The sequence below is a fragment of the Candidatus Aquicultor sp. genome, from assembly GCF_054640775.1.
In genome coordinates this window covers 1-14,178 of sequence record NZ_JBTSLF010000065.1, presented here as the reverse complement: position 1 = coordinate 14,178, position 14,178 = coordinate 1, and the positions used below count along the sequence as shown (strand labels likewise).

Below are 14,178 nucleotides of genomic sequence, written 5' to 3'. Positions count from 1 at the left end.
TGGTTAGAGTCTCTATAGGTTATTATCCCAAATTCTCAAGAAATATCAAACGCCAAGATTGGGCTGTGGTATATTTGGTCAAGATAAAGAGGGGTCGAAAAATAGGAGCGGTTCTGTCGCGGGATGAGTAAACGGGCGAAGGTTATCTTAATCAGCGTTATAGCAATCATACTGGTCCCGACTCTTATCCTGATCGCGGGGCTTGCGAACCCCTCCCTGGCCAATACCCCCATATTAAGGACGTTCCTGCAAAACTTCTCCAAGTTTTTCCTGTCGCATGTAGACGTCATAACCATCCCCGAAGGACAAAACCTGGGCAGAATCTCGACGCTATCACCGGCAAAAGTGGATGCCCTTAAATCAGGCAAGGTCACGATACTCAGCGCGCTCGATATCAGCAGGAAGAATTTCAAAGAACCCACGGGTCTCTCTAGCCGCTTCGTTATCGTGACCATCGATCCGGTCGACTTAGAGGGGCAACGTGAAGCCGAGCGGCGCAGGATAATAACCGCCGTAGACGACCTTGGCGTACAAGGCAAGGTCGATGCTATCGTTGAGGCTACGGCTTCGGATATCGCACGCGCTAATCCATGGGGGTTCACTGAGGTCAAACGCCTGCGCGATGCCGGAGTGCTTCGATGCGTTATACTCGACGGTGGGCATCATATCGGCTCCCTCCCGCTCATGCCGGACATCATCCTCACACCGGTTCTCCGTTACGACGATGGACTGTGCGCAAGCCACTGGTTTACCAGGGACTCCGCACCAATAGAAAAGCTGCGCGCAACCCTGAATAACGAGGGAATGGATATAATAATCGCGCAGTTCCCGCGAAATGGTATCCCGGTCAAAAACCCGATCGCTATGGGAATGCTTGCCGGCCAGGCAATAACTAAGCTAACTAAGACGCCGACGATCGACAAGGGGCCACCGGACCGCAAGCAGATAGCCAAGCCGACGCAGCGTAGCGGCAACACCGCCCGGAACCATATAAAAAAAGGCAGTCTGTTCGTATCCTTTGATTCAGGTATTTCACCAACAAAAGAACATATCCTCAAAGTAATAAAAGATATAATAAAAGAAAAAACCAGGGCCAGCGAAAAAACCGAGCGTGTCTATGTCGGGATTACTTACGGCACCAGCCACTTCCCTCATATCAGCGACAAAGTATCGTTTACGACCGGCGAATTGGAAAGATATTTAAATAAGCGGTTACCCTACAAAATAACGGTGATGTCAGAACCGGCCAGCACCTGGGATGTCTACCTGCACAGAATCGGGCTTTACTAACAATAAAACTACATCCCGCGCTCCAGGCGATCGGAAAGCGAAGCCGGAAGGCCGGCGAGTTCCATGCGCTCCTGGGTTATTTCGATGGGATATGCAACCCGGTGGTATTCAAGCACATACTTCTCGGTATCGAATACCATGTAGCTTGCCTTTGGGTTGCCGTCTCGCGGCTGCCCCACACTACCCGGGTTGATCAGGTATTTTACACCGTCTCTATTAAGCTCAAGGACCTGGCCGTCGGCCGGAGAAATAAACTCGGCGTACGCCATGCCGGCTTTCATAAACACCAGGGGCACGTGCGAGTGCCCGACAAAAACAATCGATTCGTTGGCTTCAGAGAGGATCTCATCCGCTTGCCATGAGGAAAGCACGTACTCGAAAACATCTTTTCGGGGGCTACCGTGGACCAGCAGTATGCCCGGCGCCGGCTCGGCCCTTGTCGGCAATTCCCGCAAGTAGGCGAGATGGTTTTCGTCCAAACGTTCCCTGCTCCAAATGCACGTCGAAATGGCTTCGCTGCTGAAATCGCTTGTATCGATATCTTCAAGCACGCACAGGTCGTGGTTGCCGATTATGCAGATATGTTTTCGAGACATAATCATATCGATGCAGCGCTCCGGCTCGGGCCCGTAGCCTATGAGATCTCCGAGACACCAGATATCCTCAACGTCCTGCAGACTGTCGAGAACGCTCTCAAGTGCCTCGGCGTTACTGTGCACATCCGCGATAATACCGACCCGCATCGTTTCCTCTTATTCCGGTAGGGCTATCAGGGTTTGATCCCCCGCTCGTCAGCCCACTTATCCACCATAGCATATGCTTCTTCTTTGGTATTTATTTCTCCCTCGAGCTTTGCCTCGAGGAGCAGATTTAATAGTTCACCGACCACCGGTCCGGGTTTTATGCCGAGATATTCCATAATCTCATGCCCATCGATGGGCGGCCTGATCTTGGCGGTTTCCTCGGCCTCTTCGAGGTGCTCGATACGCTCTTCAAGCTCATCGAAGACCTGAAGGGCGTCCCGCATTTTGCGCGGGTTTTTGGTAGTGCAGTCGGCGCGGATAAGTTCGTTGAGTTTCTCCCGCATCTCGCCCGCATCCTTGATATACCTGCGCACGGCCCTATCCGTCCAGCCCATCCTATAGGTATACACCCTCATGTGAAGGTAAATAAGCCCGGTGACTTCCTCGATGATTACCCGGGGATACTTCAATGCCCGCAACCGGCGCTTCGTGATGGAGGCGCCGACGGCGTCATGGTTGTAAAACGTTACCTTGCCCTCGATGATCTCCTTCGTCTCGGGCTTGCCTATGTCGTGAAAAAGCGCCGCAAGCCGAAGCGCCAGGTCGGGCTCTACCCGCTCGACGACCGTAAACGTGTGCTCGAGGACGTCCTTGTGGTGGTGCTCCGGGTCCTGGGTTATCTTCAGATTCGATAATTCAGGGATAAACTCGCCGCTCAAGCTTGTACTTAAGAGCATCCTTAGCGCCTTTACCGGATCGCGCCCGGTCAGCATCTTCGAGAACTCATCGCGTATCCGCTCGCGCGATACCCTGGCAAGCTCACCTTTGTAGACGGTTATCGCCTCTTCGACCTCGGGTGAAAGATGCATCCCCATCGTCGAGACGAAGCGGACCGCCCTCATCATTCGCAAAGGGTCATCGGTAAAGCTCTGTTCGGGGCTCATCGGGGTACGAAGCACCCGGTGAATGAGGTCTTGCTGGCCGTTGAACGGATCGATCAACCGCCCCTCAGGTAGCTCGAGCGCTAACGCATTTACCGTAAAGTCGCGTCGTGAGAGGTCGTAGTAGATATCGGTCTCAAAGCTCACCTGAGGGTGGCGGGTTTGATCTACGTACACCTCGCTCCTCAGGGTGGTTATCTCTATTTTTAGGTGACCCTTGCTTAAGCCGACCGTCCCAAATCGAATCCCTATCAACCAAAGATTATCCGCCCATGGCTTGACGATCGCGATGATCTCATCGGGAGTGGCGTCGGTCGTAAAATCAAGGTCTTCGTGAAACTTACCAAGCAATGCATCCCGTACCGTCCCACCCACCAAGTAGAACTTCTTGCCGGCCCTCTCAAAGAGCATGCTAAGCTCCTGGACGATCGGGTGCTTAAACGATGGTAATAAATTATCGAAATTAAGAGGCTCCTCTATCGTGCATCCTCCTCGCGTTTTACAGATACTGCTAATCGAACAACATAACTAATGTACCAGATGAAGGCGGATATTAAAAACCCCTTGTGCTCCTGCCTAACCAAGGGGCTTCATTCCCGGCCGACATATCACACCACCTGATAATTTCTACCCAAGAAACGAGAGATACCTATAAAAACCGAATGGGGAGCGACCGGTTGCGGCTTGTTCAAACCTACGATAGTGCTATCATCAATGCATGGCCGCCGAACACACACCTTTGGATACAGCAACATATGTCGTCGTCGACCTCGAGACAACCGGTTTAGACTATCGAACCGAGCGGATTATCGAGATAGGGGCAGTCAAGCTGCAAGGCGGCACACCGGTAGCAACGTTCGAGCACGTAATCAACCCGAACCGTTCTATCCCGTCCAACATCGTCAAGCTTACCGGCATAACCAACGACATGGTAAGCCGGGGCGAAAGGATTGAGGATATCCTGCCGGAGTTTGCCATGTTCGCTAAAGGCTGCGTGCTTGTCGCCCACCATGCGCCGTTCGATATCTCGTTCCTTAACCGGGCAGCCCGAGATATGGGGCTTAAGCGGTTTACCCACCGGGTCTTCGACACCAGGCTAATCGCCCAGAAGATGCTGCCGCTCTTAGGATTTTACCGTTTAGCCAACCTTGCGTCCCACTTCAACGTTACGAGCACACCCTGTCACCGGGCCCTATCTGATGCACAAGCCACAGCCGAGGTGCTCACCCATCTCCTTGATAGTATGAAAAACGCGGGCCTCGATACGGTAGAGGCGGCGAGCGAATTCTTCTACCCAAAGCAGCGGCATAACTTCGGGCACAAAAAGTCCCTGGCTATGGCGCTGCCAAGATCAAGCGGCGTGTATATCATGAAGGATAAGCGGGGAGGGGTCATCTATGTCGGTAAAGCCAAAGACCTTAATAAGCGTGTACGCAGCTACTTCTACTCAAGCCCAAAAAGCGAGCGCCAACTCTCGTTCCTCTCGGACATTAGCGCGGTAGATCATATCAAAACCGGCACCGAAATCGGGGCGCTGCTGCTTGAAAGCAAACTCATCAAGAAGTTTAAGCCCCCTTACAACGTGCGCGGCAAGAGGTATCGCCGGTACCCGTTCGTCCACATCGACTACGAGGAAGACTTTCCAACTCCGAAAATCGTTCGCAAAGTTCAAGAAGGCGGGTTCTGCTACGGCCCGTTCTCAAACCCTGCCGACCTGGAGCTACTCCTCGAAGTAGTAAAAGACCTGTACGGGCTGCGGCAATGCGGTTACAAAATCAAGGCCGGTACAGATAGAGCCCCCTGTTTTTATTACCAGGTAAAGAGGTGCTCCGGCCCCTGCGCCGGCGCGATCTCGCAGGCCGAGTACCACGACCGGTTGGTCGACGTGATGAACGTCTTTGACGGTCGCCCAGAGGGACTGCACAGGGAACTCATCAGACGCCGTGATGCCGCCTCCCAAAAGCTCTTCTTTGAGAAAGCCGCCTTACTTAACCGCTCGCTCGGCAGCCTCGAAAGAACAGCAAAAATCCTGGAGGGGATACGAAATGCGACAGCTACCTTAAACTTCCTGCTTATCGAGGATTTCAAAGATACTTGGAAGATATACCTGGTCAAAGAAGGCGAGCTTACATCCTGCATCACTATCGCAAATGATAAGAAAGGTATCGCCAGGCTCGAGCGGAAGATCATCAAAACCTACTTCTCGACGGCGCATCATCCGAATAAGATCACCGTCGAGCAGGTCGAAAACCTGTCGCTCCTGACCGCCTATTTTCACAAGCGCCCCGTAACGCGTATAAGAATAGGCGATTCGCCGGACGATACCCTCCAAGCGGTCTTGCCGCTCCTTACGGCTAAGCAGCCCGCCCCATCCACTGGAACAAACGTTGGCTTAGCGTCTCGACCTCAGTTGCAATTTCAATGGGGATCTGATCCTCGGTTATCTCGCACGAAACTGCATAGCTGAGCAAAGCTAACGTCCTCACCGGGTATCTCGATATCTTATTCAATAGGTAATCCCAATCCATGCTCTTATGATTCCTGATCAACAGAAGGATATCCTGAAAATCCTCCTGCCTTGTCTCTTTCCATGAGACTAGCAGTTTTGAATGGATGATGTCTTCGACGGACGCCATTAGAAAGACAGTCCCATCAAGGCTCGCCTGCCGGGCTCGGGCAAGCATCTCATCGCTCAGTACAACCCCATTCGGGTCCCCCAGAAATCCCTTTCCTAAAGCAAACAGTAGATCTATGATCTGCCCGTCCTTAAATGCATGATATACCCAGTTATCGTCAGTGCGCTGGGTCCTAAACCCCAACGCCTGTAGCTGATCGAGCAACCTGATCGCATCCTGTTTATATACTAATAGATCAAGGTCTTTCGTCACACGCGTGCGCCCGTACTCGAGCATCGCAATACCGCCGACAACTACAAACGGTACTTTAAGCTGGTGAAGCGCGTTAAGCGCGTCAACGTAAACCGGTATCGCGCCCCTCATTTTTTCGGGGATTAAAGGTGTGACATCATAAACTGGTTTTGCCGCTGCCATTTTGACTCCTTTCCCGGGTCGTGATTCTAATCCTAGTAGAAAAGCTCGCGGTCGCATCACACCCGAATTAATATAGGCCGGGGTTTCCGGCCTATATCGAAATGCAAATTATATATATTTATACCCACCAAAAGGCGTCTAGCATGCACCGGTTCTTAAAATGCACTGTGGTAAGACGGCGTCATTTAGAGCCTTGGATTCGGGTCTGCTTACCCTATGGCTTGCTTTAACTGCTCGATCATTGCGGCCTCCGGGACTGCGCCCTCCACTGAAGCCTTGCCGTTAATCACCGTCTTAGGTACCGCCATCACCGAGAAGCGCATTGCCATATCCGGAAACTCCGATGCCTCAAACGCATCCGCCTTTACGTTGTCGTTTTCCATAGCCATCTGAAAGGCCAAACTGACCGCTCTTGGGCAATAAGGTCAGGTGGGTGTGACGAATACCCGCAAATGAACCGGTTCCTTGATCTCCGCAAGCGCCTGCTTAGTATCCTCGGCAAGCTTGGTTTCCCCTTTTGAAATGGTTATCAGGCCATCTAAAAGGGCCGAGAACTCGTATCCCGATGGGATACCGTAATATCTGATCCCGTAATCCTTTTCTCCAACCAGAGCAAGCGCCGGTACGCCTTCTATGTCGTACTGCTCGACCTTATCCTTATCTTTTATATAATCATAGACTTCAAGCTCAAGCTTACTGGATAGGCCCGCAAGCTCTTTGAGCATCTCTTCGGTTTCCTTGCAATATTCACACGGTGTTACCTCAACCCGAACCGGCAATTCAAGGCTGGGTTCATCCTGCGTAAAGAACACTACCTTCACCGGTTGACTCATATTACCGCTTAACAACTCGTCTATCTCGCGCCTTTGATCCTCATTGAAAATCATGCTCAACTCCTCCTTCAACCTACAGCTTCAGCTATTATTTCTCCAAAACGCATCTTATAAAAACTAAAACAAAAAGCCCACCATAGCCGGTGGGCTTTATAACGCATTCTTACTAAATTCTTATTCTAATGCTCGTAACGTATTAAGCGCTGCCGGATTTTTCGGCTCAAGCTTTAAAACTGCCTTGAGATCCTTGATCGCTTTGTCTTTATCGCCGAGCTTTCTGTGAGCAACCTCGCGGCTAAGATACGCTTCGACCCATTTCGGACGTTGCTTGATCACAAGATCGAGCTCTTTTACAGCCTGCTTCAAATCGCCTTCCTGTAGCCTAATTAATGCTATTCCAAAGTGGGCTTCCGGATTTTGTTTATCGACGCTTATTGCTGTATTGAGGTCATCAAGGGCGGCATTGGTATTGCCGTTATTAAAATAAAGCCTGGCCCGATAAACAAACGCTGCTGCAGTCCTTGGGCTGAGGAAAACGACTTTGTTGAAACTTTTTATTGCCCCCGGGAAATCGCCTTTAGCCTCAGCGATAGATGTCTGCTGGCTATAATAATCGATAGCCCTCGATCTCCCATACAACAATCCGCCGATAGCCACTAAGACGATCACTGCAATTATGACCTTTTTTTTCACAAACAATTCACCTCTTCTAATCCATCTTAGATGGTTGCTTACATTTTAGCAAAAATCCGCTTCGCAAACTATGTGCGAACTTTCCCAAAAGGAACCGCTCAACACCACTGTTATGTGTTATGGAGTTCGCTCTTAGTATAACGCAGTTTTAGTCAATATCCAACCATGTGGTTTCTTATTTTGTCGATATTTTAACAGTAACTTCCAGCTCCCGTGTTAACCTATACCCTCTGCGGTTGCTTCCGGCATCCTATCCGATAGTGCAGCTTTCTATGTCGGACAGTTTAAAAACGCTCCCTCCGGGTAAAAGCTAGTAGCTCGGGGTAGAACAAACCGCCCTGCAAGCGAGGCGTTCTTAGCATACATGCTGGTAATAAGCCTGGTTCTGAGCATACTTCAACTGGTTATCACTTAACCAAGCGAAGGGCGAGCACTCAACTTAGAGAGTCGATTTCGAAAGGAGACTAAATGGCAATGAAGTTAATTTTACTATGTGCAACCACACTACTTACACTGTTACTATCGGGCTCATTGTTGGGGTCGCCGGCCATAAGCGCAACGTACTCAAAGCAAGATTTGACGCCGCAAAACAGTACGGAATGGATCGACGCTCAAGAGGGCGGGTATGCGATCGACGTTGCCAGGGTAGGTTTAGCCGATGATGGGCAGAATATCGCTTTTATGATAAGAACCTATCAGCCATTCGATAAAAGCATCCTCGAGAACCAGCATATTTACTTCTTTCTCGATGCGGATCAGAACCTGAATACCAGCATACCGGCTCTTCCTGGGACTGGGGTAGACCGTATGGTCGAGATTCAATACGTCGTGCAGAACAACGTGGGTAAGCTGGCCGCAATTGTGCATGATGGTCATATGCCGCCGTTTGCCGCATCGGATGAGGTTACCCAAACCTCCGATGGGACGATGCTATTCGCCTATGTTCCGGTAAGCTCGCTAGGAGCTACAAAGGCATTCAACTGGTGCATGGAAGTGTACGATGAACGCCTCCAAATAATATATGATTCCGTGCCCGACGATGGATTTGCATCATACACCCTCTACGCCGGCTCCGGAGATAACGGCTCAGGTGGTTCCGGCGGTGGTTCGGGTGGCTCTGGCGGCGACTCAGAAGATAACGGCTCCAACGAATCAACAACAGTCGTCGAGGGCGATACGGTAGAACCCACACATAACACGGCTTCGATCAATTTCAACGATATCTGGTCAAACGACTGGTTCTATACAGATGTTATGTCTCTTGTTGATAGCGGTGTAGCAAACGGCTACAGTGATGGCAGCTTCAGGCCCCAGAACAACATAACCCGAGCGGAGTTCTGCAAGATGATTCTCACGGCACTTGGCCAGAAACCGGACACGAACGTGTATCCATCGTTCAACGATACGGTCTCGCATTGGGCATCGGCCTACATCGAGAAGGCGAAACAACTCGGCATAACCGATGGATATGCCGGCGGCGTTTTTAAGCCGAACAACTATGTGACGCGGGCAGAAATTTGCAAGATGATCTGCAACGCTAAAAACATGGACTTAAAGAATACGCCAAGCCGCTTCACGGATTGCAGCGGGCATTGGGCGGATACGTATATCTCGACACTAAGAGAAACCGGTATTCTCTCCGGTTATACGGACGGCACGTTCAGACCGCAAAACCGTGCTACGAGAGCCGAAGCATGCAAGATTATTTCTTTGATGCTGCACAAATAAAGCAAGATTAAAAACAAGATTACTACTAAGGATTGCAGCAAAAGATTTTAGACCTCTATAGCTAGTGGCTCAGGGTGATTCTGCTCCCCTGAGCCACTAGCCTTTTAATTCGCATATTTCTTTGCTTCTAAAAGCTTGTTAGAAATTTGAGGTCTGTTTGTAGCTTAAACCGCTCTTACCGAGAATTCCGAGCGCTTCCCGTACAGAAGAAACGATGCTGAGAAGGTTGCCAAACGAGTTGAGCTTGCGCCTGAATTTTCCGTTTAATCCTACGACCACAAGCCTCCCGTCGTTTTCTTCAATCTTATGCCGTGCCCACAAAATTACCGCTAAACCGCTATTGTCTAAGTACTGTACTTTCTTCACATCAACAATGAGTTTCTTGTTTCCTTCGTTAATAGCCTCAGCGATCTCATCCTTCAGAAGCTGAACCGAACAGATATCGCACTCCCCATCCGCAATGATCATGTTAACGTTGTTAACCATGACCCTCCGAACACTTAAATCATTCAATCTTTTTTCTTGCAACTGTGAATCACCTCTGATAAAACTTTGCACAAAAATTCCCTTCCCATTTATAGTTCCCGAAACTCCGGATGCAAAACATAAAATGTAAGCGAAACCTTGCCCTCCAAACAACCCAAAAAGTTTTTCTGGGGTATATACAAGCCGGAGGTGATGAAGATGACGAAACTAACGTTCAGGTTAAAAGACGGAAGCTCGGTTACAGTCGATGAGAACGATGTCGACTATAATAGACCGATGGACGGATTTGTAAGCGTTTGGATTGCTGAAGAGAATGTTATCAGGGTATGGCCTTCGGACCAGATCGAGCGTATTGATATCAAGCCGGGGAGAGTATTAAAAGTCGTTGAGTCAGAGGCGGCATAACGTGTGTCTTGTTTGATTGTTCCCTGTTGGATGGTCTGGGCGCACTAAAAATAAGGGTGGATTTCAAATCCACCCTTATTTACTGTAAAGCACTATGTACAAATTTGTAAGTATACCTCTTGCTTGATTTTTACATTTCAGGCTCGAGCACCGCTTTGACCGGTGATTCTACCATAACCGTTTTTGGGGCTTTTGTGACAAAGGTCAGTAGAGCGGCTAAGATACAGAGACCGGCGGCAATCTGGAAGGCCAGCTGGAAGGAGCCTGTGGCATCCTTGATCATACCTGCCATAATCGGGCCGAATACGCCTCCGAATCCCCAAGCGGTAAATACCAGACCGTAGTTGATACCGAGGTTCTTGGTGCCGAAGTAATCACCCGTGGTCGACGGGAATACCGACAGCAAGGCGCCGTAGCTAAATCCGATTAGAACGGCTCCCAGAATAAGAAGCGGAACACCTGAAAACGTCGGGAACAGGAACATCATTACTGCCTGGAGCAAGAAGACGATCATCATCGTCCTAATACGCCCGATGATGTCCGACATAAATCCGGCGATAACACGACCGCCCGCGTTTGCAATGGCCAGAATTGCGACCATGATAAACGACCACTGAGCCGCCCTGGCCAGTGTCGCTGCGTCCTTAGCGGTTCCTGCAACCGAAGTTGAAACGATTCCGGCAAGACTTCCGATGGTCAACAAGCCGGCGGCTGCGCCGAAGGCAAACATGATCCACAACAGATAGAACTGTGGGGTCTTAACCATTTCGTGCCAATCATAATCATGCTTTTTTCCTGATGCTGCTGCCGCTGCTGCAGCGGTCGTCGTCATTCCGGCAGGAATATAGCCGGCCGGCGGGTTCTTCAATAGCTGCGAGAATAAAACGGTTACGAAGAAGAAGCCGACGCCTAAGAGAAGGAACGCCTGGTTGATTCCGTAGGCTTTCAGCAGACTTGTCGTCATCGGTGCGATATACACTGAGGCGAGTCCAAATCCAGCAACAACTATACCGGACACCATACCTCTTTTAGCAGGTGGAAACCATTTTATCGCAGGTGGTGTAGCCGAAGCATATCCAAGGCCGATACCTGCGCCGACTAAAATACCAAACCCGATAGTGAGCAACATGCCGTTACCCGCGGTTGCGAAGCTAGAAAGAATCATCCCGATACCTACTAACGCGCCACCAAGAGACGCCACAACACGGGGACCGATTTTATCTTGAGCCCTACCCGCGAAAACCATAATAATCGCGAAGACACCGCAGGCAACCGCATACGGAAGCTGAGTCTGCGTCGCGGTCCAACCCCAACCATGCTCAGCGACTGGAGCCTTAATAGCTTTCGCTATAACGCTCCACGAGTACAAAACGCCGAGCGCCAAGTTGATAGCAGTTCCAGACAGCATTACGGTCCAGCCCTTGGAAGAACTTGGTTGACTCATTTTTACACCTCTTTCATTTTTGATCCGAGCTTAATTGACATATTTTATTAACCCATCTTTGTAAAGATCATTGCGCTAAAGAAACGTGTTCTTGACGACTCCCCCCTTTTTTTAGTGATTGTTTTGATAATGAAGTAACCGCCTTTTGCCGCGCTTCTATCGAAAAAGACCGCTGAGGTTTAAACTCATAATGCAAGTTGTGAAGCTTAAAGCCGCTTGACGGCCTTTGTGTGGCTTTATGGTGAGGTACACGGGACACATTTGAGAGCTTCTACGTTTTTAAGAGAAAGTGCGGCGGGTACTAGTGAAGCTCCTTCGGTAGGTGTGTTGACGTGTGTTTCTTTGAATCGAATGGGATTTGCACAGCTTGGGGCGATATTTGATACCGTACGCGTTACTTAATTCTCCTGGAGATGGCCTTAAACTCTTCGGTTCCCGCAACGCCGAGCAATTGAAACAAAAATAAGCTTTACGCTCATTTAATTCCGAGGTTTTATAATAAGGGCCGGTTTCTTTCAAACCGGCCCTTACATATATGAAATGCTGTTGGTAAAAAGTCGTTAGAGGCGCTCTTTAATGAGTGACTCTACAACTGAAGGATCTGCGAGGGTTGAGATATCGCCAAGCTCGCTAATCTCGTTGTGGGCGATCTTTCTTAGAATCCTTCTCATAATCTTACCGCTTCTCGTTTTCGGAAGTCCTGGTGCGAATTGCATCTTATCAGGGCTTGCGATTGGGCCAATGATAGTCCTTACGTGGCCTACCAGCTCTTTCTTAAGTTCAGGCGATGGGTTAAAGCCATCTTTGAGTGTTACATATACGTAGATGCCCTCACCCTTAACATCATGCGGGAATCCGACGACCGCGGCCTCGGCTACTGATGGATGGCTTACGAGAGCCGACTCCACCTCGGCTGTGCCGAGCCTGTGGCCCGATACGTTAATAACATCGTCGATACGTCCTGTCAGCCAGAAGTCCCCGTCCCGGTCGACCCTTGCGCCGTCTCCCGTGAAGTACTTACCTGGGAAGCGGCTGAAATATACCTCTTTGATTCTGGCATTCTCAGGATCGCCGTATGTGCCGCGAAGCATTCCCGGCCACGGCTTCTCGATTACGAGGTAACCGCCCTCATCAACTGGGGCCGGTGAGCCGTCCTCTTTGATGACCTTAGGCTCGACACCGAAGAACGGTCTTGTCGCCGAACCCGGTTTCAATGTCATTGCGCCGGGCATCGGGGTTATCAAGAATCCGCCGGTCTCTGTCTGCCAGTAGGTATCAACGATTGGTAGGTTTCTCTTACCTACTTTGTTGTAATACCACATGAACGCTGCCGGGTTAATCGGTTCACCAACGGTTCCAAGAACCTTGAGTGATGAAAGCTCGTATTTTTCAACCCAGCTGTCGCCCTCTTTCATGAGCGCCCTAATGGCTGTTGGAGCTGTATAGAAAATGTTGACCTGATGCTTGTCGATTATATCCCAGAACCTTCCTGCATCCGGATAGCTCGGTACGCCCTCGAACATCAAGCTTGTGGCGCCGCATGCCAGAGGTCCGTATACGATATAGCTGTGTCCCGTGACCCAACCGATATCCGCTGTGCAGAAGTGGGTCTCTTCTTCTTTGTAGTCAAACGTCAACCTGAATGTTAGCGCTGTGTAAAGCGTGTAGCCGCCTGTCGTATGAAGAACGCCTTTTGGCTTGCCGGTTGAGCCCGATGTGTAGAGAATGAAGAGCGGGTCCTCGGCATCCATGTGCTCCGGCTCGCAGTGGCTCGAGATATCTTCTGCGGCCATTTCCTCATGCCACCAGGAATCTCTTCCTTCCTTCATCTCGCACTCGCCAGCCCTATTGACGACGATTACGCTATCAACCGATGGACACTCCTCGATCGCCACATCAGAGTTCTTCTTGAGCGGTACTACTCTTCCGCCGCGCATACCGTTGTCGGCTACGACGAGTACTTTAGCCTCGCAATCCTGAATCCTGTCACGTAAGGCCTGGGAGCTAAAGCCACCAAATACTATGCTATGAATCGCGCCGATCCTTGCACATGCGAGCATCGAAATCGCAAGCTCCGGGATCATCGGAAGGTACAGAGATACTCTGTCGCCTTTCTTCACGCCTTTTTTCTTAAGAACATTTGCGAACCTGCTGACCTCACGATGGAGCTGCTGATAAGTGTACGTTTTAGATGTACCATCATCGGCTTCCCAGATGATAGCCGCTTTGTTCTTTCTCCAGGTCTCCACATGTCTATCGAGGCAATTATAAGAGGCGTTGAGCTTACCGCCCTCAAACCATTTGATGTACGGTTTGTGGAAATCGTAATCGAGAACCTTATCCCATTTCTTAAACCATGTGAGTTCTTTCTCCGCCATCTCGGCCCAGAACCCCTCTGGATCCTCTATCGATCTCTTGTAAAGAGCCTCATACTCTTCCATACTCTTTATATGAGCATTTGCGCTAAATTCCGGTTTTGGAGGGAACACCAAATTTTCCTCCTCAAGGACGCTTACGCCCGTCTGTTCTGTCATTCTTAAACCTCCCCTAAATTATCTCCCTACT

At 50.1% G+C, this 14,178-nt stretch carries 12 protein-coding genes and 1 pseudogene; 4 read left to right on the top strand and 9 right to left on the bottom strand.

Going from position 1 to position 14,178, the window contains the following annotated elements:
• Positions 1 to 123 precede the first annotated feature (123 nt).
• Positions 124 to 1,290: a hypothetical protein gene (locus tag ACYC56_RS07095; protein ID WP_461373483.1), complete on the top strand. Its 1,167-nt coding sequence runs from the start codon at positions 124 to 126 to the stop codon at positions 1,288 to 1,290.
• An 8-nt stretch (positions 1,291 to 1,298) separates the two neighbouring features.
• Here ACYC56_RS07095 and ACYC56_RS07090 read toward each other — a convergent pair whose 3' ends face one another.
• Complete coding sequence (locus ACYC56_RS07090) at positions 1,299 to 2,033, bottom strand: metallophosphoesterase family protein (RefSeq protein WP_461373482.1); 735 nt, start codon at positions 2,031 to 2,033, stop codon at positions 1,299 to 1,301.
• 26 nt (positions 2,034 to 2,059) lie between these two features.
• Positions 2,060 to 3,403 carry a CCA tRNA nucleotidyltransferase gene (locus ACYC56_RS07085; RefSeq protein WP_461373484.1) on the bottom strand — a complete coding sequence of 448 codons (1,344 nt, stop codon included), beginning with the start codon at positions 3,401 to 3,403 and terminating at the stop codon, positions 2,060 to 2,062.
• 310 nt (positions 3,404 to 3,713) lie between these two features.
• Here ACYC56_RS07085 and ACYC56_RS07080 point away from each other — a divergent pair, with 310 nt between their 5' ends.
• The gene (locus ACYC56_RS07080; protein ID WP_461373481.1) at positions 3,714 to 5,441 is read left to right on the top strand and encodes an exonuclease domain-containing protein; all 1,728 of its coding nucleotides are present in this window, start codon (positions 3,714 to 3,716) and stop codon (positions 5,439 to 5,441) included.
• Here ACYC56_RS07080 and ACYC56_RS07075 read toward each other — a convergent pair.
• The 4 genes and pseudogenes from ACYC56_RS07075 to ACYC56_RS07060 all read right to left on the bottom strand — a co-directional run bounded on the left by ACYC56_RS07075 (position 5,329) and on the right by ACYC56_RS07060 (position 7,550).
• Positions 5,329 to 6,024, bottom strand: coding sequence for a nucleotidyltransferase (locus tag ACYC56_RS07075; protein WP_461373480.1), 696 nt, complete (start codon positions 6,022 to 6,024; stop codon positions 5,329 to 5,331). The two genes, ACYC56_RS07080 and ACYC56_RS07075, sit on opposite strands and share 113 nt — an antisense overlap.
• A 209-nt stretch (positions 6,025 to 6,233) precedes the next feature.
• A pseudogene (locus ACYC56_RS07070) lies at positions 6,234 to 6,437 on the bottom strand (thioredoxin family protein); the annotation flags it as partial.
• A 12-nt stretch (positions 6,438 to 6,449) separates the two neighbouring features.
• Positions 6,450 to 6,911 (bottom strand): thioredoxin family protein, encoded by a 462-nt coding sequence (locus ACYC56_RS07065; RefSeq protein WP_461373479.1) that lies wholly within the window; start codon positions 6,909 to 6,911, stop codon positions 6,450 to 6,452.
• 120 nt (positions 6,912 to 7,031) lie between these two features.
• On the bottom strand, positions 7,032 to 7,550 hold the full coding sequence (locus tag ACYC56_RS07060; protein WP_461373478.1) for a tetratricopeptide repeat protein: 519 nt from the start codon (positions 7,548 to 7,550) through the stop codon (positions 7,032 to 7,034).
• A gap of 468 nt (positions 7,551 to 8,018) precedes the next feature.
• On the opposite strand from ACYC56_RS07060, the gene ACYC56_RS07055 reads away from it, so the two are divergent.
• Positions 8,019 to 9,278: an S-layer homology domain-containing protein gene (locus tag ACYC56_RS07055; protein ID WP_461373477.1), complete on the top strand. Its 1,260-nt coding sequence runs from the start codon at positions 8,019 to 8,021 to the stop codon at positions 9,276 to 9,278.
• Positions 9,279 to 9,416: 138 nt separating this feature from the next.
• Here the strand turns inward: ACYC56_RS07055 and ACYC56_RS07050 are convergent, their stop codons facing one another.
• Positions 9,417 to 9,806, bottom strand: a complete 390-nt coding sequence (locus ACYC56_RS07050) for an STAS domain-containing protein (protein ID WP_461373476.1) — start codon at positions 9,804 to 9,806, stop codon at positions 9,417 to 9,419.
• 156 nt (positions 9,807 to 9,962) lie between these two features.
• Between ACYC56_RS07050 and ACYC56_RS07045 the strand changes: the two genes are divergently transcribed.
• The gene (locus ACYC56_RS07045) at positions 9,963 to 10,169 is read left to right on the top strand and encodes a hypothetical protein (protein WP_461373475.1); all 207 of its coding nucleotides are present in this window, start codon (positions 9,963 to 9,965) and stop codon (positions 10,167 to 10,169) included.
• A 130-nt stretch (positions 10,170 to 10,299) separates the two neighbouring features.
• On the opposite strand, the gene ACYC56_RS07040 is transcribed toward ACYC56_RS07045, so the two are convergent.
• The gene (locus ACYC56_RS07040) at positions 10,300 to 11,613 is read right to left on the bottom strand and encodes an L-lactate MFS transporter (protein ID WP_461373474.1); all 1,314 of its coding nucleotides are present in this window, start codon (positions 11,611 to 11,613) and stop codon (positions 10,300 to 10,302) included.
• Positions 11,614 to 12,173: 560 nt separating this feature from the next.
• Positions 12,174 to 14,147: an acetate--CoA ligase gene (gene acs, locus ACYC56_RS07035; protein WP_461373473.1), complete on the bottom strand. Its 1,974-nt coding sequence runs from the start codon at positions 14,145 to 14,147 to the stop codon at positions 12,174 to 12,176.
• Between the last annotated feature and the right edge of the window lie 31 nt (positions 14,148 to 14,178).

What these genes read in the sequence shown, in the direction of transcription:
- ACYC56_RS07045 (WP_461373475.1), top strand. Translation starts at nt 9,963, where the DNA reads ATGACGAAACTAACGTTCAGGTTAAAAGACGGAAGCTCGGTTACAGTC.
- ACYC56_RS07075 (WP_461373480.1), bottom strand. Translation starts at nt 6,024, where the DNA reads ATGGCAGCGGCAAAACCAGTTTATGATGTCACACCTTTAATCCCCGAA.
- ACYC56_RS07090 (WP_461373482.1), bottom strand. Translation starts at nt 2,033, where the DNA reads ATGCGGGTCGGTATTATCGCGGATGTGCACAGTAACGCCGAGGCACTT.
- ACYC56_RS07055 (WP_461373477.1), top strand. Translation starts at nt 8,019, where the DNA reads ATGGCAATGAAGTTAATTTTACTATGTGCAACCACACTACTTACACTG.
- ACYC56_RS07040 (WP_461373474.1), bottom strand. Translation starts at nt 11,613, where the DNA reads ATGAGTCAACCAAGTTCTTCCAAGGGCTGGACCGTAATGCTGTCTGGA.
- ACYC56_RS07095 (WP_461373483.1), top strand. Translation starts at nt 124, where the DNA reads ATGAGTAAACGGGCGAAGGTTATCTTAATCAGCGTTATAGCAATCATA.
- ACYC56_RS07065 (WP_461373479.1), bottom strand. Translation starts at nt 6,911, where the DNA reads ATGATTTTCAATGAGGATCAAAGGCGCGAGATAGACGAGTTGTTAAGC.
- acs (WP_461373473.1), bottom strand. Translation starts at nt 14,147, where the DNA reads ATGACAGAACAGACGGGCGTAAGCGTCCTTGAGGAGGAAAATTTGGTG.